The sequence below is a fragment of the Thiofaba sp. EF100 genome, from assembly GCF_039822285.1.
In the GTDB taxonomy this organism is placed as follows: domain Bacteria; phylum Pseudomonadota; class Gammaproteobacteria; order Halothiobacillales; family Halothiobacillaceae; genus Thiofaba.
Genome location: NZ_JBAJEY010000001.1, coordinates 287,482 through 308,340, shown reverse-complemented (window position 1 = coordinate 308,340; position 20,859 = coordinate 287,482). Strand labels below are relative to the sequence as shown.

Here is a 20,859-nt window from a genome sequence, read left to right as displayed (position 1 = left end):
GGCTCCTCATTGCCGTCTCATGCTTGAGCATAGCCACAGCGCGGGGATGCGGGCGTCCAGCGGCCTCCCGCGGGGTGTTACAATGCCGAAAATTTTTTCATGTCTCCGGGAGTCCAGATCCATGCTCGAAGCTTACCGCCTGCACGTTCATGAGCGCGCCGCCCAGGGCCTGCCGCCGCTGCCGCTCACCGCGGAACAGACCGCCGCCCTGGTCGACCTGCTCAAGGATCCCCCTGCGGGCGAGGAGCAGGCCCTGCTGGAACTGATCACCGACCGCGTGCCGCCCGGGGTGGATCCGGCCGCCTACGTCAAGGCCGCCTTCCTGGCCGATGTGGCCCGCGGCAAGGCCGCCTGCCCGCTGATCGACCGCAAGCGTGCCACCTTCCTTTTGGGCACCATGCTCGGTGGCTACAACATCCAGCCGCTGATTGAGCTTTTGGATGATGAGGCGGTGGCCGAGGAGGCGGTCAAGGCCCTCTCCGGCACCCTGCTCGTGTACGACGCCTTCCGTGACGTGGAGGACAAGGCCAAGGCGAGCAATCCGCATGCCAAGCAGGTCATGCACGCCTGGGCCGAGGCCGAGTGGTTCAAGAACCGCCCGTCCTTGCCCGAGGCGATCACCGTCACCGTATTCAAGGTGCCGGGTGAGACCAATACCGACGACCTCTCCCCGGCCACCGAGGCCTGGAGCCGCCCGGACATCCCCCTGCACGCCAAGGCCATGCTGGCCAGCAAGATGCCCGGCGGGCTCGCTACCATCGAGCAGCTCAAGGCCAAGGGCCATCCCATCGCCTATGTGGGCGATGTGGTCGGCACCGGCTCCAGCCGCAAGTCGGCCATCAACTCCGTGCTCTGGCACATGGGTGAGGACATCCCCTTCGTGCCGAACAAGCGCACCGGCGGGGTGATCCTGGGCGGCAAGATCGCGCCGATCTTCTTCAACACCGCCGAGGATTCCGGCGCGCTGCCGATCGAGGTGGACGTGTCCGCCATGGAGACCGGCGATGTGATCATCGTGCGCCCGTATGCGGGTGAGGTGCTGAAGAACGGCGCGGTCATCGCCCGCTTCGACTTCAAGCCGACCACCCTGGCCGATGAGGTGCGGGCCGGGGGGCGCATCCCGCTCATCATCGGCCGCGCCCTGACCGACCGCGCCCGTGCCGCGCTGGGTCTGCCTCCCTCCGACGTGTTCGTGCGTCCGCTCGCGCCGAAGGACACCGGCAAGGGCTTTACCCTGGCGCAGAAGATCGTCGGCCGCGCCTGCGGCGTTGCGGGGGTGCGCCCGGGCACCTACTGCGAGCCGCGCATGACCACCGTCGGTTCCCAGGACACCACCGGCGCCATGACCCGTGACGAGCTGACCGAACTGGCCTGCCTGGGATTCTCGGCTGACCTCGTCATGCAGTCCTTCTGCCACACCGCGGCCTATCCGAAGCCGGTGGACATCAAGCTGCAGCACACCCTGCCGGAGTTCATCCAGACCCGCGGCGGGGTGTCGCTGCGCCCGGGGGATGGGGTGATCCACTCCTGGCTCAACCGCATGATCCTGCCGGACACCGTGGGCACCGGCGGCGACTCGCATACCCGCTTCCCGATCGGCATCTCCTTCCCCGCGGGCTCGGGCCTCGTGGCCTTCGCCGCGGCGCTCGGGGTGATGCCGCTCGACATGCCGGAATCCGTGCTGGTGCGCTTCAAGGGCGAGATGCAGCCGGGCATCACCCTGCGCGACCTGGTCAACGCCATCCCCTACGTCGCCATCCAGAAGGGGCTGTTGACGGTCGAGAAGAAGGGCAAGAAGAACGTCTTCAACGGCCGCGTACTGGAGATCGAGGGACTGCCGAACCTCAAGGTCGAGCAGGCCTTCGAGTTCGCCGACGCCTCGGCCGAGCGCTCGGCCAACGGCTGCACCGTGCGCCTGAACAAGGAGCCGATCATCGAGTTCCTGCAGTCCAACATCACCCTGCTCAAATGGATGATCGCCAACGGCTACGAGGACAAGCGCACCCTCTCCCGCCGCATCGAAGCGATGGAGAAGTGGCTGGCGAACCCCGAGCTGCTGGAGCCCGATGCGGACGCCGAATACGCCGAGGTTATCGAGATCGACCTCAATGAGATCAAGGAGCCGCTGCTCGCCTGCCCGAACGACCCGGACGACATCAAGCCGCTGTCCGAGGTGGCTGGCGACACCATCCATGAGGTCTTTATCGGCTCCTGCATGACCAACATCGGTCACTACCGCGCGGCCGGCAAGGTGCTGGAAAAGCACGGTGGCATGGTGCCCACCCGCCTGTGGATCGCGCCCCCGACCCGGATGGATGCCCATCAACTCACCGAGGAGGGCTACTACGCCACCTTCGGCAAGGCTGGTGCGCGCACTGAGATGCCCGGTTGCTCGCTGTGCATGGGCAACCAGGCGCGTGTGGCCGATGGCGCGACCGTCATGTCCACCTCCACCCGCAACTTCCCCAACCGGATGGGCAAGGATACCAACGTCTACCTCGGCTCCGCCGAGCTCGCGGCGGTCTGCTCCATCCTCGGCCGCCTGCCGACCGTGGAGGAGTACCTGCAGCACGTGAAGACCCTGGAGCCGCTGGCTGATGATGTGTACCGCTACCTCAACTTCCACGAGATTGCGGAATACAAGAAGGTGGCGGACAAGGTCATTCCCATCGTCGCGGCATGAGTCTGGCTCCTCCCAGGGCCATCGCATGAACTTGTTTCCTCGGTCTGAGGGCTCGCGTAGGAGCGGCGCCCTCGCCGCGACGGGCGTGTCGTGCGTGGGCTATCGGCCCGGGGGCGGGCCTCCTGCGGCCAAAAAGAACACGGATGGCATCATGCGCACGCTGGCTTTGCGCTTTGTGCGATCGCTCCAAGCTTTCATGCTATTGCCCTGCAGGTTCCCCGTGGGCCCTTCACAAAAGGGCCTCGGGCTGGCATAATGTTTGCCTTGAGTCGGGGTGTAGCGCAGCCTGGTAGCGCACCTGTATGGGGTGCAGGTGGTCGGAGGTTCAAATCCTCTCACCCCGACCAAACTTATTCAGAAAGGGTCGCCGAGTGCGGCCCTTTTGCTTTTCGGTCTTGTGGCTAGCCATCGACGCGCTATGCCAACGCAGCGTCTACCTTGCGATCAGCATGGTCCGCGTGGGTCGCGCGATTTCGTTTGTAAATCGTTGTTTTTATTGGTGCCCGGAGCGGGGGTCGAACCCGCACAGCCTTGCGGCCGAGGGATTTTAAGTCCCTTGCGTCTACCGGTTTCGCCATCCGGGCGGAGGAGGGTGGCGGCATGCTAGCACGCGTCTGGCCTTGTCGCCCAGACCGCTGAGCCCTCAGCGGCCGCGCAGCGCGTCCAGCCGTCGGCGGAAGTCCTGGGCGATGGCCTCGTAGAGCTTCTCGCCAAGCACGGCATCCTCGACCCCGCTTTCGATGGACGGATTGTCATTGACCTCGATCACCACCACGCGTCCATCCACCTGCTTGAGGTCGACGCCATACAATCCGTCGCCGATGAGGTTGGCGACCCGGAGGGCGGTTTGGATGACCTCGTGTGGGGTGTCCTGCAAGGGGACGCCGATGGAGCCGCCTTCGCGGGTCTTGCCCTTTGAGTAGTCGACGATCTGCCAATGGTGCTTCGACATGAGGTACTGGCAGGCGTAGAGAGGCTGCCTGTTGAGGATGCCGATGCGCCAGTCGAAGGGGGTGTAGAGGTATTCCTGGGCGAGGATCAGGTCCGATTCGCGCAGCAGGGCGCGGGCCCGATCCTCCATCTGGGCACGGTCGTCGGCCCTGAATACGCCGCTCGAGAAGGAGCCCTCGGGCACCTTTAGCACCACCGGATAGCCGATGTCCGTTTCGATGCGCGCGAGATCCCCGCGGCCGAGGATGAGGGTGCGTGGCATAGGGATACCGTGGGCGCGCATCAACTCCGCGAGGTAGACCTTGTTGGCGCAGCGCAGGATGTCGTCAGGGTGGTCGATGACCACCATCCCCTCGGCCAGCGCCTTGCGCGCGAAGCGGTAGGTGTGGTGGACGATGTGGGTGGTCTCGCGGATGAACAGGGCATCGTATTCGGCCAGCCGGCCGTAATCCTTGGGCTCGATGAGGTCGACGTTCAACCCGGCGGCCCGCCCTGCACGCGCGAAGGCGCGCAGGGCCCGGCGGTCGGAGGGGGGCATGGATTCGTCGGGGTTGTGGAGGATGGCCAGGTCGTAGCGGGCGGAGCGGGGGCGGGGCGCCCGGGGTGGCCGGGCAAGGTAACGGGCGAGCCCTTCGTGGAGGAGGTGGCGGCCCGCCTCATCCAGGGTCTGGATGGCGGGAGCGCTCACACCTTCGATGCGCCAGTGCCCTTGGCGGCGGAAGCTGACCCGCAGCAGGGGGGCGGGGAGGGCGGTGAACACCTGGCGGGCGATTTCGTGGAATCCCTGGACCGCACAGTGACCGAAGGCGATGTCGAGCGAGTATTCATCGCCCTTCACGCCAGCGAGTGCTCTCCCAAGGTCGATGCCCTCCAGGCCGAGGAGGTAGATGGACTTGCGGGACAGATCCTGCGTGGTCCGCACCGACGGAATGACCCGATGGCCGCGCGCCTCGGCCAGGAGGGAGCAGTAATAGCCCTCGGAGAGATAGCGGTAGCTGCGGCAGAGATTCAGCATGCGCGTGTGGCGCCCGGCAGGCAGGCTGGCGCCGGAAAGGTAGTCGCGCGGGGCGATGACGGTGGCCCCGGGCAGGTCGATTTCCCAGTCTTGCGGCTGGGCGATGATCAGCAGGCGTTCAGCCATGCTTGCCTCGCCGCCACAGCACCACCGCAGCCTTCAGGCCGGTTTTGCCGTAGCGTGCCATGCGGTCGAAGTCGCGCTTGCGGATGGGCATGTTGATGGAGTCCATCACCGTTTCCCCGTGCTCGTGGTCCACGAAGGGGTCGTGGAGGTAGATGAAGCGGCTGTCGAAGCCGGTCACCACGACCCAGTGGGGAAATTTCTCGCCGTAGATGGCGTAGGAGGAGATCAGCACCAGTGCCGCCCCGCCTTCGGCGTAGATGCGCTCAAGGTCCGCCACCTGCAGGCTGGTGTAGTGGATGGGGATGCCGAGCTGGCGGGCCTCGTCCTCCATGTCTTCCTGCACCAGGCGCATGACTTCCTTCTTCTCCCGGCTGCGCACCGAGTCCACCAGCAGGGTGCCACGCTCGTTGGTGTAGACCTCGACGTCGAAGCCGCGCCGTGCGGCCGCCAGGGCCAGGCCGTAGGGGCCACAGCCGCCATGGCCCGAGGTCATGAAGATGGTGTTTGCCTCGCGCCAGAGGCGCAGCTCCTTTTTGCGGTCCATGACCACCTCGGGGTCCAGGGCGCGCATGGCCATCATCAGCGAGGCAGGGCCGCAGGTGAAATCGAGGGTCTGCTCGTAGAACGGCACCCGCGTCAGCTCGGTCTTGAGGTGGGGGGCGAGGGACTTCTCGTAGCGCACCGCGTCCGCGTGGTCCTCGTAATAGTCGTGCAGGACATCGAACGGGCGGTAGCCAAGCCGCTCGAACAGGGCGCGGGAGGCGGCATTGTCCTCACGGATCTCCAGCCGCAGGGAGACGCAGTCATGGGCGAGGGCGGCCTCCTCCGCCGCCTTCACCAGGGCGCTCCCAATGCCCTGGCGGACATGCTCGGGGCGAATGGCGATGGAGTAGATCCGTGCCATGGAGACCCCGCGCGAGAACAGGACCAGGACATAGCCGCGTATCCGGCCCGCCTCCTCGTCGACCAGGGTCACCGCGTGGGCCTTGGTCAGCATGTAGCGGAACTGGCGACGGCTGAGGCGATCCCCCTTGAAGCAGGCATTCTCGATCTCGACCAAGGCAGGGATATCGTCCAGCGTGGCAGGTCGCAGCATGGTCAGGTCTGGAGGATAAGGGTTGTTTCAAGCTTAGCAGGGCCCAGCCGGAGGTGCGGAAGGCCCGGAATCTGCGATGATGCGTCCATCGCATGACCGTAGACGCCAGGAGTTCGCATGCCCGCCCCAAGCCTGCACGAGATGCTCGCCCGCTTGATTGCCATCCCTTCGGTGAGCAGCGTCAACCCGGCCTTCGACCAGGGCAACCGCGCCCTGATCGACGAGGTGGCGGGCTGGATGGCGTCCGCGGGTTTTGCGGTCGAGATCATTCCCATCCCCGGCAAGCCCGGCAAGGCCAATGTCATGGGCACCCTCGGTCAGGGGGCGGGTGGGCTGGTGCTCGCCGGTCACACGGATACGGTGCCGTGCGATGAGCACCTCTGGACGCACGATCCCTTCCGGCTCACCGAGGCGGACGGGCGGCTGTACGGACTCGGCACCTCGGACATGAAATCCTTCATCGCCCTGGCACTGGAGGCCGCACGCGGTCTTGATCCGGCCATGCTCAAGCAGCCCTTGATCCTCCTCGCCACCGCCGACGAGGAAAGCTCCATGGCCGGGGCAGAGACCCTGGTCAAGCTTGGGCGCCCGAAGGCGCGCTATGCGGTGATTGGCGAGCCGACCGGGCTGCGCCCCGTGCGCATGCACAAGGGGGTGATGATGGAGGCGATCCGCATCACCGGCCATTCCGGTCACTCCAGCGACCCGAGTCTCGGGGCCAATGCCATCGAAGGCATGCAGCAGGCGCTGGGGGCGCTGCTCGAGTTCCGCACGGAACTGCAGGCCTGCCACTGCAATCCGCTGTTCCATGTGCCGGTGCCGACCATGAACCTCGGCTACATCCACGGTGGGGACAACCCCAACCGCATCTGCGGCCACTGCGAGCTGCATATCGACGTGCGCCCCCTGCCGGGCATGAACATGCTCGAACTGCGGGACATGCTCAAGGAGCGCCTGGACAAGGCCGTGACCCTGCCGGGGTTGAGTCTTGCCATCGAGCCCCTGTTTGCCGGCACGCCGCCGATGGAGACCCCGGCGGACTCCCCGCTGGTGCGGGCGGCGGAGGTGCTCACCGGGCATGCCGCCGAGGCCGTGCCCTTCGGCACGGAGGGGCCTTACCTTAGGGAGCTTGGGATGGATGTGGTGGTGCTGGGCCCCGGGGATATCGCCCAGGCCCACCAGCCGGATGAATACCTCGCCCTGGATCGCATCGAGCCGACGCTTGCGCTGTTGCGCGGGCTGATCCAGCGCTTCTGCATCAGCCCACAAGGGGAATGAAACGATCAGGCCCGCTCAAAGGGCGGGCCTGATCGGGGTGTTTGGAGGCTGGACCCGGAATCGAACCGAGGTACACGGATTTGCAATCCGCTGCATCACCACTCTGCCATCCAGCCAGGATGTCGTCTGAGACGGGAGGAATCTGGAGCGGGAAACGAGACTCGAACTCGCGACCCCAACCTTGGCAAGGTTGTGCTCTACCAACTGAGCTATTCCCGCTCGGGAGGCTGTGAATTGTAGGGCCCCGCACGCTCCTGTCAAGCCGCCCATGCGGCGGAAAATGCTTTGGCAGGGGAGGGCGCAAAGCCCGCACTGGTATAAAATGCCCGTTTTGCATTCCCTGGGTTCCGCGCATGCTCATCCTGCCTGGCCGTTCGGCGCTCTCCGCTGCCCGTCTTGCCAAACTGCTCGCCGATCTTCGCCGTGACGAACCGCGCATTGAGGCGGTCGCCGCGCAGCTCGTGCACTTTGTTGACCTGGAGTCGGCGCTCACCGACGGCGAGCGCGAACGGCTCGGCGCTGTGCTGGACTATGGCTCCGGCGAGGTAAAGGGCTACAAGGATGCGCAGCTGGTGGTCATCCCGCGCCCGGGCACCATCTCGCCGTGGGCAAGCAAGGCGACGGATATCGCCCACAACTGTGGCCTGTCTAAGGTTCACCGCATCGAGCGCGGCATCCTCTACACCCTGAAGACCCGCGACGGCCAGCCGCTGACCGAGGGGCAGTTCGAGGCCGTGGCGGCCATGCTGCATGACCGCATGACCGAGGCGGTGGTGAATGCGGTGGAAGATGCCATCGTGCTGTTTGCGACCGCCGAGCCCAAGCCGCTGCGCAGCGTGGACATCCTCACCGGCGGGCGTCCGGCGCTGGAGCAGGCCAACCGCGACTGGGGTCTGGCCCTGTCGGAGGATGAGATCGACTACCTGGTCGAGAACTTCCAGAACCTGAACCGCAACCCGACCGACGTCGAGCTGATGATGTTCGCGCAGGCGAACTCCGAGCACTGCCGGCACAAGATCTTCAACGCCGATTGGGTGATCGACGGCAAGCCCCAGGCCAAGAGCCTGTTCGGCATGATCCGCAACACCTATCACCACGCCCCGCAGGGCATCCTGTCCGCCTACAAGGACAACGCCTCGGTGATCGAGGGGGCCCGCGGCGGCCGCTTCTATCCGGATGCCGATGGCGTCTACCGCGCGCATGAGGAAGACATCCACATCCTCATGAAGGTGGAGACCCACAACCATCCGACCGCGATCTCGCCCTTCCCCGGCGCGGCGACCGGCTCGGGCGGCGAGATCCGCGACGAGGGGGCGACCGGGCGCGGCAGCAAGCCGAAGGCGGGGTTGTCCGGCTTCTCGGTCTCCAACCTGCGCATCCCGGGGGCCGAGCAGCCGTGGGAGAAGGACCACGGCAAGCCCAACCGCATCGTCTCCGCGCTGGAGATCATGATCGAGGGCCCGCTCGGCTCCGCCGCCTTCAACAACGAGTTCGGCCGCCCGAACCTGTGCGGCTACTTCCGTACCTTCGAGCTGGAGGCCCCAGCGCCGGAGGGGACCGAGCTGCGTGGCTACCACAAGCCGATCATGATTGCCGGTGGGGTCGGCAATATCCGCGGCGAGCATGTCGAGAAGCACACCATCAACGATGGCGACTTGCTGATCGTGCTCGGTGGTCCGGCCATGCTGATCGGCCTCGGTGGCGGGGCGGCCTCCTCGGTCGCCACCGGCAGCCAGGCCGAGGATCTGGACTTTGCTTCCGTGCAGCGCGGCAACCCGGAGATGCAGCGCCGCTGCCAGGAGGTCATCGACCGCTGCTGGGCGATGGGCAAGGACAACCCCATCGTCTCCATCCACGACGTGGGGGCGGGCGGTATCTCCAATGCCTTCCCGGAGCTGGTCAACGATGCTGGCCGCGGTGGCCGCTTCGAGCTTAGGGCAGTGCCGAACGATGAGCCGGGCATGTCGCCGATGGAGATCTGGAGCAACGAGTCGCAGGAGCGCTACGTGCTCGCCATCCCGCCCGAGAAGCTGGAGCTGTTCCAGTCGATCTGCGAGCGCGAGCGTGCCCCGTTCGCCGTGGTCGGCGTGGCCACCAGCGAGCAGCGCCTGGTCGTCGGCGATGCCCATTTCGACAACACCCCGGTCGACCTGCCGATGGACGTGCTGCTCGGCAAGCCGCCGAAGATGCTGCGCGATGTGAAGCACCGCAGCTTCCAGCGCCCCGCGCTGGAGTTTGCGGGCGTGTCCCCGTGCGAGGCGGCGTATCGCGTGCTCCGTCTGCCGACCGTGGCCGACAAACGCTTCCTCATCACCATTGGCGATCGCACCATCACCGGCCTCGTGGCGCGTGACCCGATGGTCGGCCCGTGGCAGGAGCCGGTGGCCGACGTGGCGGTGACCGCCTCGGCGCTGGATGTGTACACCGGCGAGGCCATGGCCATGGGCGAGCGCACCCCCGTGGCCCTGATCGACGGCCCGGCCTCCGGGCGCATGGCCATCGGCGAGGCCATCACCAATATCGCCGCCGCGCCGATCGAAAAACTCTCCGACATCCGCCTGTCCGCCAACTGGATGGCCGCGGCTGGCCACCCGGGCGAGGATGCCAACCTGTTCGACACCGTGCACGCGGTGGGCGAGGAACTGTGCCCGAAGCTTGGCATCGCCATCCCGGTGGGCAAGGATTCGTTGTCGATGAAGACGGTGTGGGAAGAGCATGGCAAACGGCGCGAGATGACCGCGCCGCTCTCGCTGATCATCAGCGCCTTCGCCCCCGTGAGTGATGTGCGCCACGTGCTCACCCCCGAGCTGCGCCGCGATGCGGGCGACACCGACCTGATCCTGATCGACCTAGGCAAGGGCAAGAACCGCCTTGGGGCCTCCTGCCTCGCGCAGGTCTACGGTCAGGTGGGGGATGAAGCGCCCGATCTCGAGGATGCCGAGGCGCTCAAGGCCTTCTTTGGCGTGATCCAGGATCTCAACCGCGACCGCCTGCTCCTGGCCTACCATGACCGCTCCGACGGTGGCCTGTTCGCCACCATCGCCGAGATGGCCTTCGCCGCCCACTGCGGGGTCGAGGTGCGGATCGACACCTTGGGCGAGGATGACCTCGCGGCCCTGTTCGCCGAGGAGCTCGGTGCCGTGATCCAGGTGCGTCACTGCGACACCGATTTCGCCCTGATGGCGCTGCGCGAGGCGGGTCTTTCCGCCCACAGCCACGTCATCGGCACCCTGCGCGAGGATGACCGCATCGTCTTCACCCGCCATGGCCGCGCCGTGCTGGACGAGGCGCGGGTGGACCTGCAACGCGCCTGGAGCGAGACCAGCTTCCACATCCAGCGCTTGCGTGATAATGCGGAGTGTGCCCAGCAGGAATTCGACCGCCTGCTGGACACCCTGGACCCCGGCCTGTCGGTCAGCCTGACCTATGACATGGAGGACAACATCGCCGCGCCGATGATCGCCACAGGCATGCGGCCGCGCGTGGCGGTGCTGCGCGAGCAGGGCGTGAATGGCCAGATCGAGATGGCCGCCGCCTTCACCCGCGCCGGGTTCGATGCGGTGGACGTGCACATGAGTGACATCCTTGAAGGGCGCATCACCCTGGAGGGCTTCAAGGGCATCGTTGCCTGCGGCGGCTTCTCCTACGGCGACGTGCTCGGTGCGGGGGGCGGCTGGGCCAAGTCCATCCGCTTCAATGCGCGCGCCTTCGATCAGTTCTCCGCCTTCTTTGCCCGCGAGGACAGCTTCGGCCTTGGCGTGTGCAACGGCTGCCAGATGCTCTCCCAGCTCTCAGACATCATCCCCGGTGCAGGGCACTGGCCGCGCTTTATGCGCAACCGCTCCGAGCAGTTCGAGGCGCGGGTGGCGATGGTCGAGGTGATGGATTCCCCCTCCATCTTCCTGACCGGCATGGCCGGCTCGAAGATGCCCATCGCCGTTGCCCACGGCGAGGGTCGGGTCGAGTTCGGTCCGGGGCTGGACCCGGAGGCGGTGGCCGTTGGGGGACTCGTGGCCCTGCGCTATGTGGACCACTACGGCCAGCCGACCGAGGTCTACCCGCTGAACCCGAATGGCTCCGCCCACGGCATGACCGGCTTCACCACTGAGGATGGCCGCTTCACCATCATGATGCCGCACCCGGAGCGCGTGTTCCGCGCCGTGCAGTATTCCTGGCGGCCCAAGGGCTGGGGCGAGGATGGCCCCTGGATGCGCATGTTCCGTAACGCGCGGGTGTGGGTGGGCTAAACCCCAGGTCGTACGCTCATAGCTCGCGAGCCCAGTCAGGCGGTCGATTCGAGGAGGAACCTTCATGGATCGTGCCATGGCAACACAGAAGCTGGCGCAGGCCAAACCCGAGTTGCAACGACGTTTCGGAGTGACGCGGCTGGCCCTGTTTGGCTCCACGGCGCGCGACGAAGCGCGTGCAGACAGTGACGTGGATGTGCTGGTCGCCTTTGACGGGGCGGCCAGTGCCGCACGCTACTTTGGTGTGCAGTTTTATCTGGAGGATGTGCTGGGCAGCCCGGTCGACCTGGTGACCGAGAAGGCCCTGCGCCCCGAGCTCAAGCCTTTCATCGAGGCTGAAGTGGTCGATGTCTGAGTACACACGCGCTTGGCGCTTTTACCTCGATGACATGATCGGCTTTGCCGAGAAGGTGCTGGCCTACACCGGCGGGTTCGATCAGGCCGCCTTTGTGTCCAGCGGGCTCAACTACGATGCAACGCTGCGTAATCTGGAACTCATCGGCGAAGCGGCGACGCATATCCCCGACGCCGTGCGTGCGGCGCATCCCTAGATTCCCTGGCGCATGATCGTGGCCACCCGCAACCGGCTCATTCATGGCTATCTTGGGATCGACGACGACATCGTGTGGAGCATCGTGCGCGATGAGGTGCCGGGGTTGTTGGAACAGCTCCGCGCCCTACGTGACTCCACAGCGATGGGTTGAGCGGAGCCGCTCAACGCTCAGCGAGGTACCGTCGCCCGCGGATCATCCTCCGCCACGTGGTAGTGCGGGTCCTCGGCGATATTCACCTCCACCAGATCGCCCGCCTTGCGCAGCAGCTCCCGGCACTCGGGGCTCAAGTGACGCAGGTGCAGGGTCTTGCCCAGGGCGCGGTACTTGTCCGCCAGGTTGTCGATGGCCTCGAGCGCAGAGTGGTCGGCCACGCGCGAGCGGGCGAAGTCGATGATGACATCGTCGGGGTCATTCTTCGGGTCGAACAGTTCGTGAAAGTTTTGTACCGAGGCGAAGAACAGCGGGCCGATCAGGCGGTAGACCTTGCTGCCGTTCGGCAGGGTCTCGGTCTCCGCACGGATATGCTTGGCGTGTTCCCAGGCAAAGATGAGGGCGGAGACGATCACCCCGGTAATGACCGCGGCGGCCAGGTCGACCATGACGGTGATGGCGGCCACCATGATGCTGATGGCGATCTCGCGCCGGGGCACCTTGCCGATCATGTGCAGCGTGCCCCATTCGAAGGTGCCGATCACGACCATGAACATCAGCCCCACCAGGGCAGCGAGCGGGATCTGTTCGATCAGCGGGGCGAGGAAGAGGATGAAGGCCAGCAGGGCCAGCGCGGCGGTGATGCCGGAGAGGCGTCCGCGCCCACCGGACTCCACGTTGATCACACTCTGACCCACCAGGGCGCAGCCGCCCATGCCGCCAAAGAAGCCGGTGGTGATGTTGGCGGCGCCGAGGGCCACGCACTCGCGGTTCGGCTGGCCGCGGGTCTCGGTGATCTCATCCACCAGTTGCAGGGTCAGCAGGGACTCAATCAGACCCACTCCGGCGAAGACGAAGGCGTAGGGCAGGACGACCCACAGGGTCTCCCAGGTCAGCGGTACCTGCGGGATGGCGAACTCAGGCAGGCCGCCGGCGATCGAGGCCATGTCGCCCACGGTGCGGGTCTCCAGGCCGAGCACGATGGCAAGCAGGCTGACCGTGACGATGGCGACCAGGGTGGAGGGTACCGCCCGGGTCAGACGCGGGAAGAAATGGATGATGGCCATGGTCAGGGCGATCAAGCCCAGCATGACGTACATCGCGGTACCGGACATCCATGCCTTGCCGCCCTCGGCCGCGGGGACTTTGAAGTGCTCAAACTGGGCCAGCAGGATGACGATCGCCAAGCCGTTCACAAAGCCCAGAAACACGGGGTAAGGCACGATGCGGATGAACTTGCCGAGCTTGAGCATCCCCACCACGACCTGGATCACCCCCATCAGCACCACGGCAGCGAGCAGGTACTGGGGCCCGTGCTGGACCACGAGAGCCACCATCACCACCGCCAGCGAGCCTGCGGCCGCGGAGATCATGCCCGGACGGCCGCCGAAGGTGGAGGTGATGAGGGCGACGATGAAGGCGGCGTAAAGGCCCATCAGCGGGTGGACCTGGGCCACCAGGGCGAAGGCCACGGCCTCCGGCACCAGGGCCAGGGCGACGGTCAGCCCGGAGAGCACATCGGCACGCACATTGTTGGGCGCATGGCGGGCAATCAAATGAAACATGGGGTTAGCGCGTGTTCTTGAAGCGAGAGGGCGTGCAGTCTAGCATCGCAGGATGGGGGCACCAACCGGATGGAGGTGGCGAAACGGGCCTGGAACGGGTACACAGTAAGCGTGGATCGTCGTCCGTCCATGACGCCAGGGAGCTGCCGTGATCGAGCCCACCGACTTCCTCAAGATGACCGTCAGCCTGCTCGCCATCGTCGAGCCGTTCGGCATCGTGCCGTTCTTCCTCGCCGTGACCCAGGGATGGCCGCGGCAGCGATGCCTGGCGGCTGCTCGCACCGCCGCGCTCACGGTGCTGATCGTGCTGGTGATGACGGTCCTGGTGGGGGAGATGCTGCTCGGCGTGTTCGGCATCAGCCTGGCTTCGTTCGCCGTGGGGGGCGGCCTGATTCTGCTGATGCTGGCGCTCTCCATGCTGCGCGCCCAGGAGGTGGGGCTCAGGCAGACCCCGGAGGAGGCCGAGGAGACCCCCGAACGGAGTGCTGCGGCGGTGGTTCCTTTGGGCGTGCCGCTGCTGGCCGGTCCGGGGGCCATCAGCAACGTCATCATCCAGTCCCACCAGTACGGCGGGGGGATGGATGTGCAGGTGGCCATCGTGCTGGCGATCACCATCGTGGCCTTGGTCGTGGGGCTGGTGTTTAGCTTTGCGGGTTGGATCGCCGAGCGGCTCGGCACCATCGGCGTCAACCTGGTCACCCGGCTGATGGGTCTCATCCTCGCCGCCCTGGCGGTGGAGATGATGGCGAATGGGCTGGTCGAACTGTTTCCGGGCCTCGCGCACTAAACCATGCCCATGCTCGGCTCACGCCTGCGCAACACCTTGCAGACCCTGGCCCTGCTGACCGGCATGGCCATGGTGCTCGGGGCACTGGGATGGATCCTGGGGGGCTGGGGCGGCGTGGCCTGGGCCCTGTTCATGGTACTGGCCACCCTGCTGCTCGTGCCGCGCCTACCGGGCGACCTGTTGGCGCGTCTGATGGGGGCCATACCCCTTGGCGCCTATGCCGCACCCGAGCTGCACGAGCTGCTTGTCCGGCTGACCGAGCGCGCGGGGCTCGACCAGCCTCCCAGACTGTATCTGCTGCCTGGGGCGTCCCTGCAGGCCATGAGCTTTGGTTCGCGCGACGCGCCGGCCATGGCCGTCACCGAAGGCCTGCTGTTCGCACTCGACCGGCGCGAACTGGCCGCCGTGCTGGCCCATGAGCTGGCTCATCTGCGCAACAACGACCTGGGCGTGATGCTGCTTGCCGCCGTGGTGGGGCGCATCACGGCTCTGCTCGCCCTGCTCGGCCAGATCATGCTCCTCCTCGCCCTGCCCGCCATGGCCCTCGGCGTGGCAGACATCCCGTGGTTTGCCTTGCTGCTGCTCGCCTTCGCGCCATGGGTCAGCGACCTGATGCAGCTTGGCCTCGCCCGCACGCGGGAGTATGACGCCGATCATCAGGCCGCCCTGCTGACCGGCGATCCCGAGGGGCTGGCGCGTGCCCTGATCCGGCTGGAGCGTGCCCAGCGCGGCTGGTGGGAGGCGTGGTTCACGCCGTTGCGCCACTGGGAGCCGCCTTCCTGGTTGCGTACCCATCCGCCGACTGCGGAGCGGGTGCGCCGCCTGCTGGAACTGGCCGAATCCGGCAGGCTATGATCCCGACTCGATGAGCTTGTGCTGCTTGCTGCTAAGATCCGTCCTATGAAAGGCATGCTCCCCATACTGGCGCTTGGAATCTTCGCCACGTGGTCCGGCACCGCGGCGGCGGACATCTATGCCTACACCGACGCCAACGGTGTGCGTCACATCACCAACGTGCCGCAGGGCGACTCGCGTTACCAGCTGATCTACAAGAGCCGTTATACCAAGCCAAAGGGCTGGGTGGATTCACCCTCTGCCGCCTACTGGCGGCTCAACCCGTCGGCCTTTGATGACCTGATCCGTAGCACAGCCAGCCAGCACGGCATCGACCCCTCCCTGGTGCGCGCGGTGATGCATGCCGAGAGCGGCTTCAACCCGCAGGCGGTCTCGCCCAAGGGGGCGGCTGGGCTGATGCAGCTCATGCCTGCCACGGCCTCCCGCTTCGGCGTGAGCAACATTTACGATCCCCTTGAAAACGTGCGCGGCGGGGTGGCTTACCTGCGTTTCCTGCTCAACCTGTTCGATGGGGACGTGCGCCTGGCCGTCGCCGCCTACAATGCGGGGGAGGGGGCGGTGAAGAAGTTCGGCGGCATCCCGCCGTACGATGAGACCATCACCTATGTCGCGCGGGTGATGAACCTGCATGGCCGCTATCGTGCCCAGCCCTGATCTGGGGGAGGCTCAGGCCGAACTTGCGGCCTTCCTCGCCAGCCGGCGTTCGCTGGTGCTCGGCACCTTGGGCGAGGATGGCCGTGTGGAATTGAGCGTGGCCCCCTTCGTGCCGCATGGCGATGGCTTTGCCGTCTTCCTCAGCGACCTCGCCCCGCACACGGGCAACCTTCGGCGCACAGAGCTTGCCGAAGTCCTGCTTCTTGAGGATGAAGCTGCAGCGCGTCAACCGTTTGCACGTACCCGGGTGAGTCTCACATGCCGTGCCGGGATGCTCGACCGGGGAGATGCCCAGGGCAGGGCCGTGCTTCAGGCCATGGAAGCGTCCTTCGGCGGCATCGTGCCGCTGCTGCGCAGCCTGCCCGATTTCCACCTCTTCGTACTCACCCCCGGCGGGGGGCGCTTCGTAGCGGGCTTCGGTCGTGCCTTCCGGCTGGAGGGTCTGCAGGTGGTCGAGCATCTTGGGCGGTGAGCCGCCTCAGAGCTCGATCCCGACCTGCCGCAGGGCCTCGCGCAGTACTTCGGGCGTGCTGCCCTTGCGTGGTGCCAGCTCGCTCAGGTGGCGGCGGAAGGCCCGGGCGCCCGGCTGGCCGTGGAAGGCACCGAGGATGTGGCGGGTCATGGCGTGCAGTGGCGTCCCCTTGTCCCATTCGGCCTGCACATAGTCCATCCAGGCGCGCATGACGGCGGTAGGGGCCGGATCGGGCAGCGTGCTCCCATACAGGCGACGGTCGGCCTCGCGCAGCAGGAAGGGGTTCTCGTAGGCCGCGCGGCCGATCATCACCCCGTCCACCTGCGCAAGCTGTGCCTCGGCCTCATCCAGGCTGCGGAGACCACCGTTGATGACGATGGTCAGGTGTGGGAAGTCCTGCTTCAGCCGGTGCACCATCTCATAGCGCAGCGGCGGAATCTCCCGGTTCTCCTTGGGCGAGAGCCCGGCAAGCCAAGCCTTGCGTGCATGGACGATGAACACCTCGCAGCCGGCGGCGGCCACCTGCCCGACAAAACACGCCAGTGGCTCGTAGCCCTCCTGATGGTCGATGCCGATGCGTGACTTGACCGTGACCGGAACCCTCACCGCCTCCCGCATGGCGGCGACGCAGTCAGCCACGAGCCGCGGCTCGGCCATCAGGCAGGCGCCGAAGCGGCCGCTCTGCACCCGGTCGGAGGGACAGCCGACGTTCAGGTTGATCTCGTCATAGCCGAACTGCTCGCCGATCCGGCTGCACTCGGCCAGTTCGCGCGGATCGCTGCCGCCGAGCTGCAGGGCGACCGGATGCTCGGTGGTGTTGAAGGCCAGATGCCGTTCGGCGTCGCCATGCAGGATGGCGCCGGTGGTCACCATTTCGGTGTAGAGCAGGGCCTCGCGGCTGAGCAGACGGAAAAACATGCGCGCGTGGCGGTCCGTCCAGTCGAGCATGGGGGCGGTGGCGAGCCGCCGGTGGCGGCGAAGTGGGTCGGTCATGGGGTGACGGCCATCAGGATGGGGTATGGGCCACCATGCGCGGGGCCCGCTCGGTGACCCAGATCATCAGGTCATAGTAGGCGCGGATGCTGTCTACGTAGTCCAGGGTCAGTTGGCGCCGCTTGCGGCCGTGGGCGCTACCCTGGGCTTCCTCCAGCAGGGCGGAGCGGAAGGCATCCCAGCCCGGAGGGAGGCCGTGCGTGCGCTGGTGGCGACGGATCGCGCCGTTCACCGTGCCCATGCCGATGTTGTAGGCGGCCAGCGCGAACCACGGGCGCTCGACCTCGGGCAGGTCCTTCGGCAGTTGCTGCAGCAAAAGGTCGAGATAGCGGGCCGCGCCTTCGATGCTCGAAGGGGCATCGTGCGGATTCGCGATGCCGAGCTCAAGGGCGGTCGGCGCAGTGAGCTGCATCATGCCGCGTGTCCCGCTGGGGGCAACAGCGTCAGGATCCCAGCGGGACTCCTGGTAGCCGATCGCAGCGAGCAGGCGCCAGTCCAGGCCGTGTTTCTGGGCCGATCGCATGAAGTGCTGGCGGTAGGCCGGCAGACGGTAGCGCACGTCGCGCACGAACTGGCGGGCGCCATCGGGATCAAGGCTGTCGAGGTGATCGAAATAGCGGTCGATGATGCGATCCAGCTCGCCGTTCCGTTTGTTTTCCTCGATGAAGCGCACGGCCTGCTCGCGTAGACTGTCATCCGCACCGGGCGGGAAGGCCCAGGCGTAATCTCTCGGTTCCCCGACGTCGAAGGCCACCTTCACCTCAGGGAAGATCTTCCTGGCCCAGCGGGCCATCGAGGAGTCGATCAAGGCATAGTCCAGTTCCTTGCGGGCCAGCATGGCCACAAGGTCAGTGCCGGACACTTTCTGCAGGGGCTGGGGCACGATCTCGGGATTGTCACGGTTGAGCTCCCGCAGCGTCTCCGCATGGCTGCTGCCTGCCACCACGCTGATGTAGGCGTTGCCGATGTCCTCCAGGCTGGCAGGCTCCCCCAGCCCCTCACGCACCACAAGCTGTTGGCGGACCTGCATGTAGCTCGGGCCGAAATTCACCTGGCCTAGGCGTTCCGGGCTGATGATCAATCCCGCCGCGGCCATGTGGACCTGGCCGCGGCGAACCATCTCGTAGATGTCATTCAGGGAAGCGGCGGGAATGAACTCGACGCCTACCCCCAGCGAGTCGGCAAAGGCACGGACCAGGTCAGCCTCGAGCCCGCTGACCTCACCGCTGTCATTCTTGAAGTAGGTGAGCGGGCCCTCGCGTGTGGCGACGCGCAGAACCCCTTTGCCCAGCACGTCCTCCAGCTGGGTTGGCCCTGCCGCTGCAGGGGGCGATCCGGGCTCGGGTGCCAGGTTGAATTGCAGCATCAACCAGAAGATGGGGACGATGAACAGCGCGATCCATCCGATCGGACTGGCCTTGCAGGGGGGGGGCTGAGGCCCGCGGGTAGGTCGGACGCCCCCTTGGGATAGGGCCCTGCGTGGGATGTTGCGTATGCCGGCGGCGTTTCTCTCGTCGCGCTTCATGCCGGTTTTGGACGCTTGGACGGATGTGGCATTTGCCGATGATGCCGCAAATTGATAACCTCTCAAACCTTCGGAGGGGTACCGAAGTGGCCGTAACGGGCTCGACTCGAAATCGAGTTGGGGCTTCACCGCCCCACGAGGGTTCGAATCCCTCTCCCTCCGCCATCTGATCCAATGTCTGACTCCAGACGTTCTTCCAAGTTCCCCCCCCGCTCTCGAATGGGGTGCGGCTGCGCCGCCTGTCCGTGTTCCTCAAGCCGTGAACCCATGCGGCGGAAATCGGTCTTTGGCTTGCATAAGTGACTGATCCTTCAGGCCCCAAGAGCGTGAACGCAACGAACACCTACAGTGACGACCTGTCCCTCCTGATCGCTGCCCTCCCGGCCGCCCTCAGAGAGCGTTTGCATGCCGTGCCCGCCACCGACCTGGTGGAGGTGGTGCTGGACCTCGGGCGGGTGCCGGAGGCGCGCTTCGCGGAGGGCGGGCAGCGGCTCGGCGAGGAGCCCGTCAGCCGCGAAGAGCTCGACCATGTAATCGCCCACCTCGGCGAGTTCTCCGCGGATAACCGCGCCGGCATCGAGCGCACCCTGCACCGCATCTCCGCCATCCGCAACCGCAAGGGCGAGGTGGTGGGGTTGACCCTGCGCGTTGGCCGTGCAGTCTTTGGCACCATCGACCTCATCCGTGACGTGATCGAGTCGGGGGCCAATGTACTCCTGGTTGGCCGGCCGGGCGTGGGCAAGACCACCAAGCTGCGCGAGATCGCCCGCACCCTGGCGGACGAGCTCCAGCGCCGGGTGATGGTGATCGACACCTCCAATGAGATCGCGGGTGACGGCGACATCCCGCACCCGGCCATCGGCGGGGCGCGGCGCATGCAGGTGGCTCACCCCGACCGCCAGCACGCGGTGATGATCGAGGCAGTGGAAAACCACATGCCGCAGGTCATTATCGTCGATGAGATCGGCACCGCCGCCGAGGCAGCGGCCGCCCGCACCATCGCCGAGCGTGGCGTGCAGCTGATCGCCACCGCGCACGGCAACACGCTCGAGAACCTGGTCATGAACCCCACCCTGTCCGATCTCGTGGGCGGGGTGCAGACGGTGACCCTGGGCGATGATGAGGCGCGCTTCCGCGGTACGCAGAAGACCGTGACCGAGAGGAAGGGGCCGCCCACCTTCGACGTGGTGGTCGAGATCGTGGCCCGCGACGAGGTGATCGTGCACGCCGATACCGCCGCGGCGGTGGATCAGCTGCTGCGCGGCCGGCCTCCCGTGGGAGAGCGACGGGGCGGGGGCAGCGGGCCTGCCGAGCCCGCCTTCGAGCGCAGGGCCGAGACCGTGTCTGCGGCTCGTCGTACCACCGTGCCGGCCACGCCTGCGGGCACGGTCCGTATTTATCCCTATGCCATCAGCCGCGACCAGGTCGAGCGCGTGCTGCGCGACCTGCGCCTCGATGCCCGCACGGTGCCCCACCCAGAGGGGGCCGACATGGTCGTGGCGCTGCGCTCGCGCGGTGACGACCCGCGCCTGCAGCGGCTCGTGCGCGCCATGGGGATCCCGCTGCACCTGGTGAAGAAAAACACCACCGCGCAGATCAGCAAACTCCTGCGTGAGGTCTTCCATCACTATCCTGACCTCGAGGAGGACGAGGCGAGGGAGGCCCTGCTCGAGGCGGAGGAGGGGATCCGGCGCGCCCTGGAGGAGGGCGTGGTGATCGAGCTCGCCCCACGCAGCCCCGCGCTGCGCCAATTGCAGCACAAGCTGGTGGTGCAGCACCGGATGGTCGCGGAAAGCTTTGGCAGCGAGCCGCAACGGCGCCTGGCGATCTATCCTTCCGAATGAGCCCGCATCACCTCGAAATCCTCCCTATAGTCGAAGGCATGCGGCGCTGATGTCCCGCGCTGGG

General features: G+C 66.4%; 14 protein-coding genes, 5 tRNA genes and 1 pseudogene. 12 read left to right on the top strand and 8 right to left on the bottom strand.

What is annotated here, in order from left to right; translation table 11 throughout:
* Positions 1 to 121 precede the first annotated feature (121 nt).
* Both acnB and V6D91_RS01525 read left to right on the top strand, forming a co-directional pair.
* Positions 122 to 2,683, top strand: a complete 2,562-nt coding sequence (gene acnB, locus V6D91_RS01530; RefSeq protein ID WP_347317418.1) for a bifunctional aconitate hydratase 2/2-methylisocitrate dehydratase — start codon at positions 122 to 124, stop codon at positions 2,681 to 2,683.
* Positions 2,684 to 2,953: 270 nt separating this feature from the next.
* Positions 2,954 to 3,030, top strand: a tRNA-Pro gene (locus V6D91_RS01525).
* A gap of 150 nt (positions 3,031 to 3,180) precedes the next feature.
* Here V6D91_RS01525 and V6D91_RS01520 read toward each other — a convergent pair.
* The 3 genes from V6D91_RS01520 to V6D91_RS01510 form a co-directional block, all read right to left on the bottom strand.
* Positions 3,181 to 3,267: transfer RNA gene (locus tag V6D91_RS01520), tRNA-Leu, on the bottom strand.
* Positions 3,268 to 3,326: 59 nt separating this feature from the next.
* Positions 3,327 to 4,775 (bottom strand): RimK family protein, encoded by a 1,449-nt coding sequence (locus V6D91_RS01515; RefSeq protein ID WP_347317417.1) that lies wholly within the window; start codon positions 4,773 to 4,775, stop codon positions 3,327 to 3,329.
* Positions 4,768 to 5,871, bottom strand: coding sequence for a GNAT family N-acetyltransferase/peptidase C39 family protein (locus V6D91_RS01510; protein WP_347317416.1), 1,104 nt, complete (start codon positions 5,869 to 5,871; stop codon positions 4,768 to 4,770). The genes V6D91_RS01515 and V6D91_RS01510 overlap by 8 nt, the downstream gene beginning before the upstream one ends.
* A 117-nt stretch (positions 5,872 to 5,988) precedes the next feature.
* Here V6D91_RS01510 and argE point away from each other — a divergent pair, with 117 nt between their 5' ends.
* A complete protein-coding gene (gene argE, locus V6D91_RS01505) occupies positions 5,989 to 7,149 on the top strand; it encodes an acetylornithine deacetylase (protein WP_347317415.1) in 1,161 nt (386 codons plus the stop codon).
* Between the two features lie 42 nt (positions 7,150 to 7,191).
* Here the strand turns inward: argE and V6D91_RS01500 are convergent.
* Positions 7,192 to 7,265: transfer RNA gene (locus tag V6D91_RS01500), tRNA-Cys, on the bottom strand.
* A 27-nt stretch (positions 7,266 to 7,292) separates the two neighbouring features.
* Positions 7,293 to 7,368 (bottom strand) — tRNA-Gly (locus tag V6D91_RS01495).
* A 134-nt stretch (positions 7,369 to 7,502) separates the two neighbouring features.
* Here V6D91_RS01495 and purL point away from each other — a divergent pair.
* The 3 genes and pseudogenes from purL to V6D91_RS01480 all read left to right on the top strand — a co-directional run bounded on the left by purL (position 7,503) and on the right by V6D91_RS01480 (position 12,100).
* Positions 7,503 to 11,396, top strand: a complete 3,894-nt coding sequence (purL, locus tag V6D91_RS01490; protein ID WP_347317414.1) for a phosphoribosylformylglycinamidine synthase — start codon at positions 7,503 to 7,505, stop codon at positions 11,394 to 11,396.
* A 64-nt stretch (positions 11,397 to 11,460) separates the two neighbouring features.
* Positions 11,461 to 11,751, top strand: coding sequence for a nucleotidyltransferase family protein (locus V6D91_RS01485; protein WP_347317413.1), 291 nt, complete (start codon positions 11,461 to 11,463; stop codon positions 11,749 to 11,751).
* Positions 11,744 to 12,100: pseudogene (locus V6D91_RS01480) on the top strand (DUF86 domain-containing protein). The gene V6D91_RS01485 and the pseudogene V6D91_RS01480 overlap by 8 nt, the downstream one beginning before the upstream one ends.
* A 17-nt stretch (positions 12,101 to 12,117) precedes the next feature.
* Here V6D91_RS01480 and V6D91_RS01475 read toward each other — a convergent pair.
* On the bottom strand, positions 12,118 to 13,665 hold the full coding sequence (locus V6D91_RS01475) for a SulP family inorganic anion transporter (RefSeq protein WP_347317412.1): 1,548 nt from the start codon (positions 13,663 to 13,665) through the stop codon (positions 12,118 to 12,120).
* Positions 13,666 to 13,813: 148 nt separating this feature from the next.
* On the opposite strand from V6D91_RS01475, the gene V6D91_RS01470 reads away from it, so the two are divergent.
* The 4 genes from V6D91_RS01470 to V6D91_RS01455 are packed head-to-tail and all read left to right on the top strand — an operon-like array spanning position 13,814 to position 16,433.
* Positions 13,814 to 14,452: an NAAT family transporter gene (locus V6D91_RS01470; RefSeq protein ID WP_347317411.1), complete on the top strand. Its 639-nt coding sequence runs from the start codon at positions 13,814 to 13,816 to the stop codon at positions 14,450 to 14,452.
* Positions 14,453 to 14,461: 9 nt separating this feature from the next.
* Positions 14,462 to 15,307, top strand: a complete 846-nt coding sequence (locus tag V6D91_RS01465) for a zinc metalloprotease HtpX (protein WP_347317410.1) — start codon at positions 14,462 to 14,464, stop codon at positions 15,305 to 15,307.
* A gap of 45 nt (positions 15,308 to 15,352) precedes the next feature.
* The gene (locus V6D91_RS01460) at positions 15,353 to 15,961 is read left to right on the top strand and encodes a lytic transglycosylase domain-containing protein (RefSeq protein WP_347317409.1); all 609 of its coding nucleotides are present in this window, start codon (positions 15,353 to 15,355) and stop codon (positions 15,959 to 15,961) included.
* On the top strand, positions 15,936 to 16,433 hold the full coding sequence (locus V6D91_RS01455; protein ID WP_347317408.1) for a pyridoxamine 5'-phosphate oxidase family protein: 498 nt from the start codon (positions 15,936 to 15,938) through the stop codon (positions 16,431 to 16,433). The genes V6D91_RS01460 and V6D91_RS01455 overlap by 26 nt, the downstream gene beginning before the upstream one ends.
* Positions 16,434 to 16,439: 6 nt before the next feature.
* On the opposite strand, the gene dusA is transcribed toward V6D91_RS01455, so the two are convergent.
* A complete protein-coding gene (gene dusA, locus V6D91_RS01450) occupies positions 16,440 to 17,426 on the bottom strand; it encodes a tRNA dihydrouridine(20/20a) synthase DusA (protein ID WP_347317407.1) in 987 nt (328 codons plus the stop codon).
* A gap of 13 nt (positions 17,427 to 17,439) precedes the next feature.
* Positions 17,440 to 18,792 (bottom strand): membrane-bound lytic murein transglycosylase MltF, encoded by a 1,353-nt coding sequence (gene mltF, locus V6D91_RS01445; protein WP_347317406.1) that lies wholly within the window; start codon positions 18,790 to 18,792, stop codon positions 17,440 to 17,442.
* A 231-nt stretch (positions 18,793 to 19,023) separates the two neighbouring features.
* Between mltF and V6D91_RS01440 the strand changes: the two genes are divergently transcribed.
* Both V6D91_RS01440 and V6D91_RS01435 read left to right on the top strand, forming a co-directional pair.
* A tRNA-Ser gene (locus V6D91_RS01440) sits at positions 19,024 to 19,116 on the top strand.
* Between the two features lie 161 nt (positions 19,117 to 19,277).
* Positions 19,278 to 20,795, top strand: coding sequence for a R3H domain-containing nucleic acid-binding protein (locus V6D91_RS01435; protein ID WP_347317405.1), 1,518 nt, complete (start codon positions 19,278 to 19,280; stop codon positions 20,793 to 20,795).
* Positions 20,796 to 20,859 lie beyond the last annotated feature (64 nt).

Excerpts from the sequence above, each read along its gene's own strand:
- V6D91_RS01465 (WP_347317410.1), top strand. The coding sequence starts at position 14,462 with ATGCTCGGCTCACGCCTGCGCAACACCTTGCAGACCCTGGCCCTGCTG.
- V6D91_RS01460 (WP_347317409.1), top strand. The coding sequence starts at position 15,353 with ATGAAAGGCATGCTCCCCATACTGGCGCTTGGAATCTTCGCCACGTGG.
- dusA (WP_347317407.1), bottom strand. The coding sequence starts at position 17,426 with ATGACCGACCCACTTCGCCGCCACCGGCGGCTCGCCACCGCCCCCATG.
- V6D91_RS01515 (WP_347317417.1), bottom strand. The coding sequence starts at position 4,775 with ATGGCTGAACGCCTGCTGATCATCGCCCAGCCGCAAGACTGGGAAATC.
- mltF (WP_347317406.1), bottom strand. The coding sequence starts at position 18,792 with ATGCTGCAATTCAACCTGGCACCCGAGCCCGGATCGCCCCCTGCAGCG.
- V6D91_RS01485 (WP_347317413.1), top strand. The coding sequence starts at position 11,461 with ATGGATCGTGCCATGGCAACACAGAAGCTGGCGCAGGCCAAACCCGAG.
- V6D91_RS01510 (WP_347317416.1), bottom strand. The coding sequence starts at position 5,871 with ATGCTGCGACCTGCCACGCTGGACGATATCCCTGCCTTGGTCGAGATC.
- acnB (WP_347317418.1), top strand. The coding sequence starts at position 122 with ATGCTCGAAGCTTACCGCCTGCACGTTCATGAGCGCGCCGCCCAGGGC.
- purL (WP_347317414.1), top strand. The coding sequence starts at position 7,503 with ATGCTCATCCTGCCTGGCCGTTCGGCGCTCTCCGCTGCCCGTCTTGCC.
- argE (WP_347317415.1), top strand. The coding sequence starts at position 5,989 with ATGCCCGCCCCAAGCCTGCACGAGATGCTCGCCCGCTTGATTGCCATC.
- V6D91_RS01455 (WP_347317408.1), top strand. The coding sequence starts at position 15,936 with ATGGCCGCTATCGTGCCCAGCCCTGATCTGGGGGAGGCTCAGGCCGAA.
- V6D91_RS01475 (WP_347317412.1), bottom strand. The coding sequence starts at position 13,665 with ATGTTTCATTTGATTGCCCGCCATGCGCCCAACAATGTGCGTGCCGAT.